This is a genomic window from Segatella copri (assembly GCF_009495355.1).
Taxonomy (GTDB): domain Bacteria; phylum Bacteroidota; class Bacteroidia; order Bacteroidales; family Bacteroidaceae; genus Prevotella.
Window position 1 is genome coordinate 52,671 of sequence record NZ_VZAD01000038.1, and the last position, 15,389, is coordinate 68,059.

Annotated in this window: 10 protein-coding genes and 1 tRNA gene; 1 reads left to right on the plus strand and 10 read right to left on the minus strand. The window is 46.9% G+C overall.

Annotated features, from left to right (window positions below):
* Positions 1-101: 101 nt before the first annotated feature.
* From glmM to F7D20_RS04675, 9 genes are all read right to left on the minus strand, one after another.
* Positions 102-1,493: a phosphoglucosamine mutase gene (gene glmM / locus F7D20_RS04635; RefSeq protein ID WP_158463041.1), complete on the minus strand. Its 1,392-nt coding sequence runs from the start codon at positions 1,491-1,493 to the stop codon at positions 102-104.
* A gap of 59 nt (positions 1,494-1,552) precedes the next feature.
* A complete protein-coding gene (locus F7D20_RS04640) occupies positions 1,553-2,269 on the minus strand; it encodes a DUF4827 domain-containing protein (protein ID WP_158463042.1) in 717 nt (238 codons plus the stop codon).
* A gap of 107 nt (positions 2,270-2,376) precedes the next feature.
* Positions 2,377-3,411 carry a DHH family phosphoesterase gene (locus tag F7D20_RS04645; RefSeq protein WP_158463043.1) on the minus strand — a complete coding sequence of 345 codons (1,035 nt, stop codon included), beginning with the start codon at positions 3,409-3,411 and terminating at the stop codon, positions 2,377-2,379.
* The gene (locus F7D20_RS04650) at positions 3,412-4,323 is read right to left on the minus strand and encodes a nucleotidyltransferase (RefSeq protein ID WP_158463044.1); all 912 of its coding nucleotides are present in this window, start codon (positions 4,321-4,323) and stop codon (positions 3,412-3,414) included.
* Between the two features lie 136 nt (positions 4,324-4,459).
* Positions 4,460-6,859 (minus strand): BamA/TamA family outer membrane protein, encoded by a 2,400-nt coding sequence (locus F7D20_RS04655; RefSeq protein WP_437182653.1) that lies wholly within the window; start codon positions 6,857-6,859, stop codon positions 4,460-4,462.
* Between the two features lie 8 nt (positions 6,860-6,867).
* Entirely contained in the window at positions 6,868-11,607 is a 4,740-nt protein-coding gene (locus tag F7D20_RS04660; RefSeq protein WP_158463045.1) for a translocation/assembly module TamB domain-containing protein, read from the minus strand.
* Positions 11,608-11,690: 83 nt separating this feature from the next.
* Positions 11,691-12,359: an RluA family pseudouridine synthase gene (locus tag F7D20_RS04665; RefSeq protein ID WP_217757379.1), complete on the minus strand. Its 669-nt coding sequence runs from the start codon at positions 12,357-12,359 to the stop codon at positions 11,691-11,693.
* Positions 12,360-12,376: 17 nt separating this feature from the next.
* Positions 12,377-13,135 (minus strand): 3-oxoacyl-[acyl-carrier-protein] reductase, encoded by a 759-nt coding sequence (gene fabG / locus F7D20_RS04670; RefSeq protein WP_158463046.1) that lies wholly within the window; start codon positions 13,133-13,135, stop codon positions 12,377-12,379.
* Between the two features lie 164 nt (positions 13,136-13,299).
* Entirely contained in the window at positions 13,300-13,896 is a 597-nt protein-coding gene (locus tag F7D20_RS04675; RefSeq protein ID WP_022252892.1) for a TetR/AcrR family transcriptional regulator, read from the minus strand.
* Positions 13,897-14,086: 190 nt separating this feature from the next.
* Between F7D20_RS04675 and F7D20_RS04680 the strand changes: the two genes are divergently transcribed.
* Positions 14,087-14,159 (plus strand) — tRNA-Met (locus tag F7D20_RS04680).
* A 235-nt stretch (positions 14,160-14,394) separates the two neighbouring features.
* On the opposite strand, the gene F7D20_RS04685 is transcribed toward F7D20_RS04680, so the two are convergent.
* The gene (locus tag F7D20_RS04685; RefSeq protein ID WP_158463047.1) at positions 14,395-14,838 is read right to left on the minus strand and encodes a lytic transglycosylase domain-containing protein; all 444 of its coding nucleotides are present in this window, start codon (positions 14,836-14,838) and stop codon (positions 14,395-14,397) included.
* Positions 14,839-15,389: the final 551 nt, after the last annotated feature.

The window sequence follows — 15,389 nt, forward strand, 5'->3', positions numbered from 1 at the left end:
CCCAACAGCTATTGTGCAAGTGCACATCAGCTGTTGGGCGGTTTTATTACTTATATTCTGCAAGAACATTTCACCCATATTCCTGCATTTTTTCGTAGCATCTACTGCATATCATAAACCACCTGCATGAGCTTCTTACCGAGTTCGTCGGCCTGCTCCATGGTGGAAGCCTCGCTATATACGCGGATGATGGGCTCGGTATTACTCTTGCGAAGGTGAACCCACTTGTCAGGGAAGTCGAGTTTCACGCCATCGATATCTGTTACGGTCACATCCTTCTCCTTGCCATACATCTCCTTTACCTTCACGAGTATAGCATCTACATCAGTAGAAGGTGTCAGGTCGATACGATTCTTGGCGATGAAGTAGTTGGGGAAAGTGGCACGAAGCTCGCTCACCTTACAACCCCTATGTGCCAGACTGCTCAGGAAAAGGGAGATACCTACGAGGGCATCACGGCCATAGTGGCTCTCTGGATAGATGACACCGCCATTACCCTCGCCACCTATCACGGCATGAACGTCCTTCATCTTGGTGGTGACATTCACCTCGCCTACTGCAGCAGCAGTATATTTGCCGCCATGCTTCTCGGTCACATCACGGAGAGCACGGGTAGAAGACAGGTTGCTGACAGTATTGCCAGGAGTATGGCTCAGCACGTAATCGGCCACGCTCACCAAGGTATATTCCTCGCCAAACATCTTGCCGTCCTCGCAGATGAAAGCCAAGCGGTCAACATCAGGGTCAACAACGATACCCATGTTGTAGCCACCCTTCTTCAACTCGTCCATGATGCCACCGAGGTTCTTCTCCAATGGCTCTGGGTTGTGAGCGAAGTCGCCAGTAGGCTCACCGTTCAGGAAGGTATACTCCACTCCTAACGCATCGAGCAACTCAGGAAGGATGACACCACCCACAGAGTTGATAGAGTCAACACAAACCTTGAAATGTGCCTTACGGATAGCCTCCACATCAACGAGTTTCAAAGCAAGCACAGAATCGATATGGCGCTTGTTGAAGCTATTGTCCTCAGTATATTTGCCTAAATGATCGACATCGGCATACTCGAAGTCTTCCTTCTCGGCGATGGCAAGCACCTCATTGCCGTTGGCGGCTGTCAGGAACTCTCCCTTCTCATTGAGAAGCTTGAGGGCGTTCCACTGACGAGGATTGTGAGAGGCTGTGATGATAATACCACCTGCTGCCCCACTCATGGTGACAGCGAGTTCGGTGGTAGGAGTAGTAGCCAGACCTATGTTGAGCACATCATAACCCATGCCCATCAAGGTGCCACATACTACATTCTTGACCATCTCGCCAGAGATGCGGGCATCGCGGCCCACTACGATAGTATTGCTTGAAGACTGTCCGCTACGACGAATAAAGGTAGCGTAAGCTGAAGTAAACTTGACGATGTCGAGCGGATTAAGAGTATCGCCCGCTGGTCCGCCTATAGTTCCGCGGATACCAGAAATAGATTTGATTAGAGTCATAATATTCTTATTAAGACGTTAATGCTTGATAAATGTTCAGAAGAAAAGAAACCACTCCCTTAACGGGCAGCCTGGAAGCGAATGTCATACAGACAGGCATACACACTCGCTGAAGCTGAGGTAGTGCCATAAGTATGAGGTACCAACAGGCGCACATGCGCCAGTTCATCGTCGGCAGTAATGAGACGCCCCACCTTGATCCAAGTGAAAGGAATCAACCAGCCTGATGGAACCGTGGCACTCACGGTACCATAATAAGAGGAATTGTAGGTATTTGCCAAGAGACTTTTTTTAATGTCGACAAAAGAGCCTTCAAACGTTCCTGACGTATTGGTTACGCTTATCTCATCGGTCATTGCCGCATAAGTAGGCACATCATTGGTCAGTGTGATGGCCTCGTCGCATATCTTGGCACGGTTGGCAAGACAATACTCCGTGAATCGGCACAACACATTCTTGGTTTTACCCTTGGCGATATAGTCGCCACAACCATCGTTGATGACCTGCATATAGATACCATTGCTCTCGAAGAGCACATACTCGTTGTTATTGGGATCGGTATCAGTCAACTTGACCGTCTTGTCACCAGCCTTACGGGCTTCGAAACGTTTTTCAAACTCGGCCTCTTTGATGACTTTGATATTCTCATTGCGCAAGAATGCATTGATAGAGTCCAGCTCTCTGTCGCGCTGGTCTGCATATGTCTCATTATGGTCACACGCGGCAAATGAGATCAAAGCCGCTACTGCTATCATTGCTAATAATAGTTTCTTCATTCTTTAAGTTCGTAATTTTTATACAAATATGGCGCAAAGGTACAAAAAAAAAACAGGACTGCCAATGTTGGCAGTCCTATTTTATTATTATTTATCACTTATCTTTCTTATTTCAGCAATGACTCGAACGCTTTGATGGCTTTTTTGGCTACCACCTCTGCCTCTGCCATGCTGCAGAACAACTTGCCTCCCGAGGCATTGAGATGGCCTCCGCCATTGAAAAACTGCTCGGAAACCTTGTTGCACGGGAAGTCGTCGACCGAACGAAGACTCACTAATATCAGATTGTCGCGCTCGGTATCTTCGCGCAAGGAGATGGAAAACTTATGTCCCTTGATACGCAGTGGTTCGTTGACCAAACCTTCGAGGTCGCCCTTGATGAAATGGAATCGCTTCATATCCTGACGGGTGACACAATAATAAGATGCATGCAAGCCCTCCACCACACGGAGCTTCTCGCTCATCAAATAACCGCGAAAACGGATGGCAGAAAGGCTGCTGTTATTGAATACATTGCGATAGATCTTGTCTTTATCGATGCCCTTGGTAAGCAGCTGGCTGATAATAAAATAGATGGTAGGGTCGGTGGAATTGTAGGTAAAACCGCCCGTATCGGTCATCATGCCACAATATACACAGGCAGCCCACTTGCGGTCCATCTGCCCGAAGCCTCCCAACTGCCACACGATGCGGAACACCAGCTCGCTGGCACTGCTCATGTGGGGCTGAGAAATCTGAAGATCGACATCCATACAGGGTGCCAGATGATGGTCGATCATCACCTTACGGGCACGACAGCCGATAAGCACATCCTGCATCTCGTCGAGACGACCAGCGCCATTGAAGTCGAGACAGAACACCAAATCGGCCTCATCGAAAGCACGCTGCACCTCGGCAGGATGCTTGTCATAACGCAGAATGGTCTGACTGTCGGGCAGCCACTGCAGATAGTCGGGCATCATGTCGGGCATACATACCTGTGCCTGCTTGCCCTGCGAGAGCAAAAAGCCACGCCATCCCAAAGAAGAGCCGATGGCATCTCCGTCGGGCGACTTATGACAACATATCACAATATGCTGAGAAGCCGCTATCATCTCCTGGAGGGTAGCGGCTTCTTGTGAACTCAATATATTTACGTTCATTTAGAAGAGTTTGCTTGGATAAACGCCTTCGTCTATCAGACTCTGAATTCTTGCTACTACTGATGGACGGTCGGCAGCATAAGTGACACCAAACCACTTGCTTGTGGTGTCGAGTACCTTGACGGTAGCTGTGCCGTCGTTGATCAGCTTGTTGACCATCAATGGAATGAAGAACTCAGCTTTCAGGTTCTCCATATTCTTAGGATCGCTGAGGAACTCCTTGAAGTAAGCCTCGCTGTGCTCAAAATAGTCGGGAGTGAAGCCCCATACGTTCATAGATACAGGAGTGTTGTCCTCAACAGCTACCCACTTGCCGTCCTCGTCCTTGTAAGACACCTTGCCGTCTACGCGCATAATCTCTGTACGCTCCACGACTGTGGTCAGATTCTCAGCATCGTCCTTTGAGCAGATGCCACGAGCCACAGTACCATTCTCGCTCAAGGTGTTGCCTACACGGAAACCTACCATGGCATAGTTGTTCTTGCTGCCCTCTGGAAGTTCGGAAAGGAACTTGCCTATGACCTTGAAACAGTCACGATTGTAGAAGTCATCACAGTTGATGACACAGAAAGGCTCCTTGATAATGTCCTTTGCCATCAATACAGCATGGTTGGTACCCCATGGCTTCTCACGACCCTCGGGAACTGAGAATCCTTCAGGAAGAGCGTCGAGTGACTGGAAGCAGAGTTCTGCTGGGATATGTCCCTCATACTTGGCAAGTATCTTCTCACGGAACTGATCTTCAAAATCCTTACGGATGACAAAGACAATCTTGCCAAATCCTGCCTGAATGGCATCGTAAATACTGTAGTCCATAATGGTCTCGCCGTTAGGACCCAGACCATCGAGCTGTTTCAAACCACCATAGCGGCTACCCATACCAGCCGCCAAAAGCAATAATGTAGGTTTCATATTTTATTTGTTTAATAGTTGATATTATCTAACAGTATGCAAAAGTAATAAAAAAATGACTGCTGCACAATTTTTATCACTTTTTTTTGGCGATTTATATTTCATTCGTCTACATCTATGCGACTACCGGCAAAAATCAGAAAGGATAACCCACAGTCAGATGGAGGCTATGCGAGTTTTTGAAGGAATCGATATTGTAGAAGCCCTTCTTGCTGGTTTCGTAAGGCACATGAAGCCCCACACCCCAGTCTACACGGATGACGAACATACCCATATCATAGCGCACACCCACACCCGTGCCCACAGCCATCTGCTTGAAGAACTTTCGGAACTTGAACTGTCCCTGCGGACTGTGCTCCTCGCTGCGAAGTGTCCACACGTTGCCGGCATCAAGGAACAAGGCTCCATACAGGTCGCCCCAGATGCGAGGACGATACTCAATGTTGGCAAGAAACTTAATGTCGCCTGTCTGGTCGATATAGGAATACTTGCTGCCTGTAGGCAGATACTGACCGGGGCCAATGCTTCGCACATTGAAAGCACGCACACTGTTGGCACCGCCAATGTAGAACTGCTCGTAATAAGGCGCCTTCTCGCTGTTACCATAACTCCATACCACACCCGCATTGAGGTGACCCACCAAGGTGGAATGCTCGGCAATGCGCCAGTACTTCACAAAGTCGGTCTCCAACTTCAGGAACTGGGAATAAGGATTGCGGAACATCTCCTTGTCCTCGTCGTTCCACTTCTTGCCAGTACAGAGATAACCCAACGACAGGATGTTGCCTGCCTCGCTGACAGTCGTCGACCAGATGATGGGATGACGGTATTTCGCCGGACTGGTATAAGTATAGGTGTAGCTCATCTTGGGTACAAACTGGTCGCGCATGGCTATCTGCAGATAAGGACTCTCAGAGATGGCCTCATCGAAGGCTGCGGTACGGCTGTTCATAAACTCATACGACAACACTAAAGGACTGAACGAATGGCGATGCTTGGCTGAGGTAGCCCAGTCGTAGGTAAGTTCACCCGACACCACATGGCGACGGAAATAACCAGCCCTGTTGAGCACATTCATCGATGCCTTCACTGTGGTGGAAGGAACACCATAGAATGAACGCGGGATATGACCTTTGCGGAAACGGCGCTCACGCTGTGCCATGGTCGTAAATAGATTGAACGGGGTGACGATGCTTGGGAACGAGAGTGACACATCCGTACCATACTCATAGGAATTGATATGGTTGGAGCTGGCTCCGTTGCCCTTCTCGCCTGTCTGCCACTCGTAAGAGCCATGCAGATTGATATCGAGCTTCTCGCCTCCACGGAAGGCATTGCGCTTGGTAAAACCTACAACCAACTCGGGACCTACACGGCCTGTGGTTTTGCCCTTGACATTGGTCTCTATATAGAAATCATAAGGCTTGTCGAAAATCAAGTCGAGTGTGGCATCCAAGGTATCGCACAGAGCTGTGGTGTCACGAGGAGTAAACTGAAGGCTGGTATAATTGAAGACTCCCATCGACTGCAAATGCTGGCGCGCCTTTTCCTCGTTCTCTACCCTGTATAGCTGTCGGGGACGCAAGTTCAAGTCGCGCAACACCACACCAGCACGGATAGGCATCTTCTTGCCATGATAACGGATATTGAGGTAACGGCGACAGAAAGAATCGGTAAGCTCTTCTGTAAACTGCTTGCGGAAGTTGATATTGATATTGCCGAGATACCACTGGCGGGTGACCTGCGAGTCGAGGCTGTCGGCCATGATCATCTTCATGCTTGCCTTGCCTGGCACATCTAAGGTATCAGCAAGATAGGAGACATAGCCATTCTGATAAAAATAATAGCCATTGTTGCGGAACAGACGGGTAAGGCGCTGACGCTCACCTTCCAGGCGAGGTACATTGAATGGGCTGCCCGTATGTACCAAAGCCTCCTGACGGGTGGAATCGATCAAAGCAGAGACTACTGATGGGAAATTGACATACTGCAACGTATCAATGGTCATCAACGGGCCCAAAGACACATGATAAGCCAACTTGGCCTTCTTGGGATTTTTCTGGGTCAGAATCTCGTAGTTTACCTTGCCATGAAAATAGCCATACTTGGCAAGCTGGTTCTCTGCTACCTGTGCACGCAATCGTGGATTCACATTGCCCATCAATTTAGGACGTGAGCCGAATGCCTTGGTAATCCACTTGGCTATGGCGCCATCCGACTGCGAGAAAGCATTCCAAACCCAAAGGCGAACAGGGAAAGGCGTGCGATAATAACTGCTGCCGAAGAGGGCTCCATTAGGGGCAGAAGCCAGTACCGACTCCATTTCGAGAATCGTAGAATCGGCATAACCGCCTGGCTCATAATCGGTATATTCTATTTTCTTCAGACCCGTGAAGAGCTGCTCGCCTTCCTTGAGAGCACTCGTGGAAGAACAAGATGTACCTGCGGCAACCACCACTATGGCAACAAATACCATAGCCAACAGGCGGAAGCCGCGGGAATGATTATAGGGAATGCACTTTCTGTTTTTCATCATTTGCTTTTTCATTTTTGTTGAACAGCTGCAGGCACAGCCTTCAGGGTGTCGGCTGCAGCACGTGGCAAAGCCTGTTTCTCGGTCTTAAAGCGGAAGATATCACTGAAGCGCTGCAATTTTCTGCGCCACATAAAACCAACACCATACTCGCCGATCTGACCCTCTAACCAGTCGTAGATGTTGTTGTTGTAGAAACCTCGGATATACTGACTGGCTCCATCGTTGAGTCGATATTGTATCTCCACATTATTAAAGAAGGTATCGTTGTTGACAGCATTCTCCATCTCGGCTCCCGAAGAAACCTGACCGCCCACACTGAAGCTCAGACGATTGTTGAAGAATCGCTTGGCAAACTTAAAATTGTAGTCAGTATGCAATGCACCGGCAGCATTGAGAGAGTTGTCGACAGTCATGCCTATATCAAGTCCCATGGAGCGCATGGCGGTTCCTGCAATGTTGTTGATTTCGGAATTGAGGAACGAGCTGAGGGCACTGTTCATCGAGAACGAATTGGTATTGCCGTTGGCAAGATACATGCCCGAAGCCAGCATGGTGATAGCCACCTTGCCACGTTCGTCCACACTCATCGTGTTCAACTCATCCTGGACGTTCATGTCGGAAGGTGCTGAGATGATAAACTGTATACCAGGCTTATTCAGTGTCTGCGACAGTTTCACCCCACACTCGAAATCTACCGATCGGCCTGTACCCTGCCCTTCATTCACGGTCGATTTGATCTTCTCGGTAGCCGTGATGTTGAGCGTAGGATTGAAAGGATCGCCCGTAAACTCGATATAACTTCCGTCCTGAATGGTAAAGGTCTTCAGTGGAATGACAGGCAAGGAGTATTTCATCTCGCCATTACTCAATGTATACTTACCCGACAGACGCAGATTGTCGGCAGGATTGTAAGTCATACGCAAGTCGCCTCCACCCACAAGGTCAATATAATTGGACTTGTCGGCATTCAGCGCACAAAGAATACGGGCAGACTCATCTATCGACATACCCAAGAGCATATCGAAGCCTTCGAGTTTTGGACGCACCACCGTCTCTTGCTTACTGTCTTTGAAATCGGTAAACTTCACCAACTCCTCAAGCTGAGTATCAGTGGTGAGTTCCGACTCTCGCAGGATATAAGTCATGTCGGTATTACCCAGCACGTCGAGCTTACCTCGCATCTTCAGATTAGACAAGGCGCCACGCATACTTCCCAAAAAGTTGACATACGCCTTACCGAAAGCCTCGGAACGGGCATTCTCCTTAGCATCTACCAGGAGGAAGTTCTGGGCACGCATCCTGACATCAAGCATCATCTTATCGAGATTGGAGAAATCCAGATAGCCCTGTATGTTGAGCGGACTCTCATTGTTGGCATACATCATGAAGTTCTCGAAGAGCAACTTACTGCCGGCTATCCTCACTGGGTCGTTGTCGAAACGCATCCTCAGTCCGTAAGGCACACTCACTAAATAAACAGAGTCCATGTATATCTCGCCGTCTACCTGTGGCTTGCTCAACGAGCCCTTGATGGTAAGACTTCCCTCACCACAACCTTCCAGACCAACAAGCTGGTCGGGCACAAATCCATTGATGAAGTGGAGCGGCAGTTTGTCCATGCCGACAGTAGCGTCGAGATAGCCCTCGCCCTCCGACTGGTAAGTACCTTTGATGGTGGCTACGTCCTCATCGTTGTATTTCAGTATTCCGTCGACGGCATGAGTGCCATCGCTCATAGGCATATACACGAACTCGGAGCCGACATTACCCATCGGGCAATTCTCGTAAACCAAGTTGTCGACCGATAGATTGGACGATACTGACAAGGCCTCCTTGGTCTGCACGACATGGAAATCGCCATTCATGATACCTGAGACATCAGGCATATAAGGTATGACACTCAGTACCTTGTCCAAATCAAAACGGGTCATGCCGATAGTGATATCCTGCAGGGCATCCTCATTGCCGTCGTTAGAGTAGATACGCACACCCATTCCCTTGCTGGACTCCAACTGAAGCTTGGCAGAGATACGCATATCGCGTCCCAGCATCAGATAGTTGTCATCGTTGGCTGTAAATTTCTTATATCCCAGTATAGGATGAGTATCGGTAAGACTCACCTTGATGCCGTTTTCCTGCATCATTGCCGCCAACCCTACACGCACGCCCAACTTGCCGTTGGCATCATAGATGCGGGCTGCGATATCGGAGCCTCGCTCTGCCAACTCGCCATCCACCAATGCCTGGAATACGTATTGCGGATTCTTCTTGTTGTTCACAATCCTCGCCGTATACCGGATGGTGTCGCCCTGGGTCATCACGTTGGCACGAACCGTATCCAACTGTACACCTTGTGCCACCAAAGAGTCGATATTAAGATGACCGTTCAGACCTGATATGGGTGAGGTACGAAGATCCATGTCCACCGTCTTGAAATGATAGCCGTTGTACTCGATAAAACGGGAGATGAAATTGTCTTTTCCTGTGGTAAGAGTGATGCGACCCAAGGGGAACTCGCGACGGATAGCCACCTGGTCGATACGTCGGTTCTTGAGTTGACTCATCACCTCGCCTTGCAGTTCATCAAGTCTTGACAGCAACTTTTTATAACCTCCATGGGTGTCCATACGAAGATGGAAGTCACCACAATTGAGTACGGCATGGGTTGTATCGCGACGAGTCAACACGTCGGCAACAATATCCACGGGACGATATTCTTTTTGCTGAGTCTTGATGACGATACTGCCCAACATAGCCTGCAGGTAGTGGTCCTCCTTCAGGTTGGTCTTCAGGTCTACCTGTCCACAGGCAGTTGCTCTCATAGGCACCTTGGTGAGTCCCATGAGGTAAAGGTCCACATTCCTGACATCAGCTACTACTGTTCCTTCCAGATTCTTGCTGTTGGTCAGCGCATCCAGGCTCACCAATCCCTTGAGCAACTGATTATTGCTGTCGATGTCTGCATGTACTTTACCATTTGCTACATGGGCAACAGCCAACAAGTTGTTGATGTGATACTTGCCATAATGCAGCTGTGCCACCTTTGCCTTGGCGTTGAGTCGAGTATGGTTGGACAAGAAATCAGTGCCCACGCCCTGGGCTTCCATCGATCCTGTAAAAGAGTAAAGTTCCTGATGAGGCAGGAAATGACTCACCTGTATCTGATGGGCTTGTACCTTGGCACGATAGGCCAGCTGGTTCATGTCGAGACTTCCGTCTTTCTTTGTATGAGTAACAACAGATGCTTCTACATTCATTCGTCCACGACCTTCCCACAAGGTCATCTTGGTGGCATACTTAGAGCCGTCCACTGCGACATCTCCCTTCAGGATCATGCCATTAGGGATACGCACAACCTTCATTAGAGCCGGATCAAGCATCGCTGTAACAAATCCCAAATGATAGGTACGCGCATCTAAATGTATTTTCGCCTTCATCTGAGACATATCGTTGAGATGTGCCAACCAACCATCGGAGGACAACTGGAAGGCTGAAGGCAAATTGAGTTTCAAACCCGAATAGCTAAGACGCTGCATGTTTCCCTTTACTGTACCGGCAACCTCCATAGGATAATAAGGCCAGTTCCGACGCATCTTTTGAGGCATGTATGCACCGGCAAAAAGCATAAGGTCTTCTCTGCCGATACTGCCTCGTATCATAGCAGTCAACTTGCCAGGAGCACTGTCGGCAAAGGCATTCATGTCCATGTCGACCATGGTCTGAAGAGTGGAGGAAGGAGTTCGCAGACAGAGGTCGGGCAACTGCAACTTCAATGAATCCATCACAAACCGGCCATACATCTGCTGTACGTTCAGACCACAGCGTTCTCTGAACTGTGCCTGACGAATCTTTACATCTATCTTCGAGTCACAGAAATAGAATGAGTCAGCCTTCAAATTCATATCCGACAAGGCAATGTGGTTGAAGTCCAGACCTTCTGCCGGACGAAGCACAGAGATATTCTTACCAGCCAGCATTTCTGTCTGATAATTGTCGTAAGTTACCCTGCCCTTTCGCCAGTCGAGGGCACGCACTTGATAAAGTCCTTTGAAGAGATCGAGGTAGGTACAATGAGCCGTAGCATCACCCATATAGGCATTTACCCTGAGAGTATCTCCTGGCATGTGAAGCGCCAAAGCTGTGTTTTTCAACTTGAGCTTCTGGATATTCACCTTCCACTTGTTGGTCTTTGGCGTAGTATCGGGAGGTACGGTATCACTCAGTTCTACCGACAGACGGGCATCCGACAACAAGGCGTCATCTACATGGACAAGTTCCTTGCTCAGGTCGATGCCATGGGCACGCAATGCCATCTGCCCGACATCACCCTTGATACGCGCCTCGTGTATCCAGTTGGTGGTGTTGACCTTCATACGTCTGAAGTCCAACTCGTCCACCATTACCTGCTGCTTGAATAAAGGCATCAACTGAATGTCAACTACCATTTTTTCTATATCAGCAACTGTATCTTTTTTATTTCTGAGAGTTACATCATTACTGTTTTTCAACGAATCGATGGGCTGAAGCGCCTTCACACCCTCAACACCCAATCGCAGTGGAAAGACCAGTTCCACGTGCTTTACTGTAATATCCATGCCTGTAGACTCGGAAGCATAGGCAGCCACGCGCTTCACTGCCCAGTTCTGCACAGGTGGCAGATAAAGCAACAAAGTCAGCAAAGCTATCAGCAATATCGGGGTAAATACGATAACTGCTGCCCAAATTCCGCATTTTTTCTTTGTAGACATGGATTCTAAGTTTTATATTGTAAAACTGAAGTCAATTTCTTACTAACCATCGCCTATGGTATCAGTGATATGGATTCTATCGGTTATGGCGCTATCGCCTTCCATAGATTGTCATCGGGCAAAGGAGCCTCTACGACGATAGTCTCCTTAGATACAGGATGAACGAACTCAACCCTATGCGACAACAATGAAATGCTACCGTCGGGATTGCTGCGAGGAGCACCATACTTTAAATCTCCCTTGATAGGACATCCCATCTTTGCCAACTGGCATCTTATCTGGTGATGACGTCCTGTCAACAGATTCACCTCAAGCAAAGAGTAATGGTCGGAAGAACCTATCATCTTGTAACGCAGAATCGCCTTCTTCGAGTTTTTCACCTCATGATCATAGGCGTAGCTCTTGTTCTGCTTCTCGTTTCTCACAATCCAATTCACCAGCTCAGCCTCTTCCAAACGGGGCTTATTCTTCACTATGGCCCAATAGGTCTTGTGCACCTCGCCGTCTCTGAACATATTGTTCAATCTGCTGAGCGCCTTGGAAGTCTTGGCAAAAACAACAAGTCCTGATACAGGACGATCAAGGCGATGTACCACACCCAGGAACACATTTCCCGGTTTCTGATACTTCGCCTTGATATATTGTTTTACCGTCTCAGAGAGAGGCTCGTCGCCGGTCTTATCGCCCTGCACGATTTCACCACTTCTCTTTGAGACAATAATTATATGATTATCTTCGTAAACTACTTGCACGTTCTAATACAGATAGATTACATATTCATACCACCATCAATCTGGATAACCTGACCACTAACGTAGCTAGACATATCAGAAGCGAGGAAGAGACAAACATTTGCAATATCCTCAGTCTGACCACCACGACGCAAAGGAATCTTCTTCATCCAGTCCTTGCGGATATCCTCTGGCAACTGAGCTGTCATAGCTGTCTCGATGAAACCTGGAGCTACAGCATTAGCACGTACACCCTTAGGACCCAACTCCTGGGCAATAGACTTAGCCAAAGCAATCATACCTGCCTTAGAAGCTGCATAGTTACACTGACCAGCATTACCATGAACACCTACTACAGAAGCCATGTTGATAATAGAGCCACTACGCTGACGGAGCATGATAGGTGAACAAGCATGGATAAAGTTGAACGCAGACTTCAAATTTACATTCAGAACTGCATCCCACTGAGCCTCTGACATACGAAGCATCAAACCATCCTTGGTAATACCAGCATTGTTTACCAAGATATCGATAGAACCAAAGTCAGCCTGTACCTGCTTAACAGTCTTCTCTGTCTCCTCGAAATCGGCAGCATTGCCTGCATAAGCACGACAAGTTACACCAAGAGCCTCGATTTCCTTACGTGTTGCCTCCAAACCGGCAGCCATGTCATCGTTAAGAACGAGGTCTGTAAATGCGATGTTTGCGCCCTCTGAGGCGAATTTCATTGCGACAGCCTTTCCGATGCCGCGGGCAGCTCCTGTTACAAGGGCTGTCTTACCTGTTAATAATCCCATTTTGTTTTGTTTTATAGTTTATGATGTGTTTATAAATTTCTCTGCTTGGATATATTGAATACTCTTTGGCGGAGCATGATGAATACTTTCTACTTAGAGTCTGACTATACACCTTATTATATATAGCATGTTCGACATTGACAACATTAAATATAAATTTCGGTTTACAATTTTAGTCCAGACTTTCCTAAAGCACCATACACCACCTTGGCAACTAAAGGCTTGCTGCTCTCTTCAGTCAAGCCATGTCCCAGACGACCATAGATGAAGGGTACCTCCAAACCTTTGATACAATAGTGGGTGATATCGGCAACCAAATCTACGTTCTCTATGTCAAACTCACCGTCTTCCTTTCCTTCAGTATAAACCTTTCTGAAAAGTTCAATCTCGTCTTCATCAAAGTTCTTGCGAGCCTTTTCTACCATCCAGATATTACGGAAAAACTCTGCTCGAAGGTTACCGTTTCGAACCACGGTTTCTTTGATCATACTCAAATGGGTATAAATCAATTCGATAATCTTATCTTGGGGGCGAATCTTACATGCGGCAACCTCATCCAACTTGTCGGAAAGACGTTCCAACTCTGATTCTATAACCGCATAGTATACATCTTCTTTCCTACTAAAATAAGTATACAGCGTTCGTCTTCCCTTGCCCGAAGCCACAGCAATGTCATTCATCGTCGTGTTGGCTATACCATTCTTTGCAAAAAGTTGCCGAGCAACGTCTACCAGTTTCTGTCGAGTTTTGGATATTGACATATCAAAGTCCCCCTGTTATTATTAGTTGCACAATAAATTATCTGTGTGCAAATTTAGTGCTTTAATTCGATATAAGCAAATAATAAACTTTAAAATCCGTTAAAACGGTAATAATATACAGAAAACATTTGGTCATTTCAAGAAAAGTTAGTACCTTTGCACTCGCAATTCAGAAATGAGTTGATTATATCGCGGTGTGGAGCAGTTGGTAGCTCGCCAGGCTCATAACCTGGAGGTCGCATGTTCGAGTCCTGCCGCCGCAACTAATATCGGGTAAGAAGTTGATTTCCAACATTCTTATCCGATTTTTCATTTAAATAAGGACGGATCCAGACGATAAAGGGAATGACGAGGTCGCTATTTAAACCCATGAAAAAGCACTAAAAGACGAATCATTCGGCAATGTCAGCAATCTCAGATAAACATTACAGAAAGGACAAGTTATAAAACAAAAAATCCGATTACTCCATTGGAATAACCGGATAGTATAAAACCATTTCATTTTTTCAATAGCTTCATTACTTTCTCAAAATAGCGCTGCGTTCTCTTGACGCTGTAATGGTTACCACCATTCCAGGCACGGATAGCCTGCTCAATACTATTCAGAGGATTATAAACAGACTGCATCAACAGGAACATCTCCTTAGACTTAGAGATACTGTATCTATCAGACAACTTGTAACGCTTCTTACTATTCTTACGCTTCAAGATCTTATTGCATTCTGCTACCAAGATTGGAGTTATCTGCATCACGCCAACAGAATTACCACTCTTTGCTCTTGGATTTCCTTCACTCTCTACCTGAATTATCGCCTCCATCACTGGATTCCAATCAAACTCATTAGAGGAAACATTTTGTTTAGACATCGTTGCAGCCGATGCTGCGTCTACATTAAGCGTCAGCATGAGAATGCTGACCATCAACATTGTTATTCTCTTCATATTAATTATTTTATGGAACCTGAAAAGCTGAACTACAACATCAGTGATTTCGCGATGGCAACTTTTGAGAAAAAGAACGGTTGCTCATCTCAGTTCCGTTAGATACCTTAACGGATAACAGTCTATACGAAAAAACATAAGAAACTGTTATCCTTATTCTTATCGTTTGCAAAGATACGAAAAAAAAACGAATCTCACAAGTAATTCACTGATTATCAGCGGTATTTTAAATTCTTAAACACTTTATAACACTATTCTTTGACTTAAATCAATCAACTTTTCATAGATAAATTATAAAAATAGTCACTAATGAATAGAAAATGAATGAATCAGAAATCACCTGCATGAACTTGAAAAGAACAATGATGGAAAGACTCTGTGCTATAAGCGAAAGCGGCGCGAGCTACCTTGTCAGCAAGAGATACGTGCGAGAACTGCATTATCAACAAGAGCTGTTTCATTTGCAAGAATTGCAGCATCAGCATGATTAGCGTGAGAAAAACGAAAAAGCCTCAGGAATCTTTCGAAACCTGAGGCCTTGATGAAAAAAG